The 1,434-nt window shown below is 50.5% G+C and carries 2 protein-coding genes; both read right to left on the bottom strand.

The window, feature by feature from the left end; translation table 11 throughout:
• Positions 1–23 precede the first annotated feature (23 nt).
• Complete coding sequence (locus tag I2I33_RS20215) at positions 24–1,019, bottom strand: transposase (RefSeq protein WP_195666894.1); 996 nt, start codon at positions 1,017–1,019, stop codon at positions 24–26.
• Positions 985–1,389, bottom strand: coding sequence for a hypothetical protein (locus I2I33_RS20210; protein WP_229128404.1), 405 nt, complete (start codon positions 1,387–1,389; stop codon positions 985–987). The genes I2I33_RS20215 and I2I33_RS20210 overlap by 35 nt, the downstream gene beginning before the upstream one ends.
• Positions 1,390–1,434: the final 45 nt, after the last annotated feature.

The raw sequence follows: 1,434 nt of genomic DNA, 5'->3' as shown, positions 1-1,434 counted from the left end.
GGCGCATAGTAAAAAAGCTGTGTTTAGGCATAAAGGTTGCATAGGCGGAAGATGAAGAATTTGGTATCGTTGACCCCGTGAAGCTTTGCGCGGAATGCTTTGATTTTGGAGTTGATGGATTCGGCGGACGCGTTGGTTGAACGGTTGTCAAAATAGTTGATTATTTCATCGGAGTGTTCGTAAAATGTTGCCGCGATCGTGTTGAATGACTTGAATCCTGATTCGGCGACACGGTTGTACCAACGTGCCAGATTGAGCCTGGCATTGTCTACCGTTGACTTCTTGTTGGAGAATATTGCCCTGAGATGTTGTGACAGCCAGTAGGCTTTTTTAAGGTCCGGGTATAGCGAGAACATCAGGTCGACGCGCTGCCGCTGGGAGTCCGTCCACTTTTCCGGGGATTTGAACAGGGCATAGCGTCCACGGGCAAGCAGCTCTTTGAGCGTGTCGCCGTTGGAAAGGCGCGCGGGTTCATACTTTTCACCTGTCAGTTTGGCCTGCTCTCGGGCCTCGGTATCGGCATTGATTGCATCCCAACGGTGAGCAATTCTCACTTCTTGTACGGCTTCAAGTACCTGCTTCTGCACGTGGAAGCGGTCAATGACACGTTTGGCCCCGGGAAAGGCATAGCGACAGACGCGGTTCATGCTGTCGGACAGATCAAGGGTGACTTCTGTCACCTTACGGCGCGCCCCGCTGTCAATCTGTCTCAGGGCTCTCAAAACTTCATCAGAATCGGTGCCGAGAACAATGGCAACCAATGAATGTTCCCTGCCACGCGCTTTCTTGTTGGTGACTATCGTGTAGAGCTCTCCGTTGCTGAGCGATGTCTCATCGATGCTCAGATGCTCACCCATGTTCTCGGGGAAGACTCGCCACCGTTCCGCGTGCTTCCCTTCGGGAGTATCTTTCCACTTCCAATATCCACTCAGATGCCGTTTGTATTGACGTTCAAACAAATCCCCGTCAATATCAAAGAACCATTCAAGAGAGCGGCCCGTGATCGGGTACCTGTCCAAGCATATCTTTTAAAAAAGCCGCGAACTCTTTCGAGATGCGGGTGCCTTCAGCCACTATATCCCAGCGCTTTGATACGCTTTTACCTGTCTCTTTGTCGACCCATCTGCGACGCTTCACATGGAACGTCATCTTGCGGCCACGAACCGGATAGTCCCTGACTGTACTCTCCTCGTAAAACCCATTAGGACGAAGCCGACCTTCAGCGTTGCCGTCAATTCCTGTATCGCGTTCCTCAAGAGTCACATCAAGCGTCTCTGGGGTCTTCTCTACCTTGACCACTTCAAAATACTCAACCATCTCTTCCGGCAGTAGACACTCTGCCAACTCTATGTACGGGTTCTTTTCCATTACTGTTTTTCTTTTCTGCAAAGGTACAAACTTATATCCGTATACACAGCTTTTTTACTATGCGCC

The organism is Butyricimonas sp. BSD2780061689_150309_C8 (genome assembly GCF_015560935.1).
Classification (GTDB): domain Bacteria; phylum Bacteroidota; class Bacteroidia; order Bacteroidales; family Marinifilaceae; genus Butyricimonas; species Butyricimonas paravirosa.
Note: the sequence above shows the minus strand (reverse complement) of the source record. Positions and strands in the feature narration are given on the sequence as shown.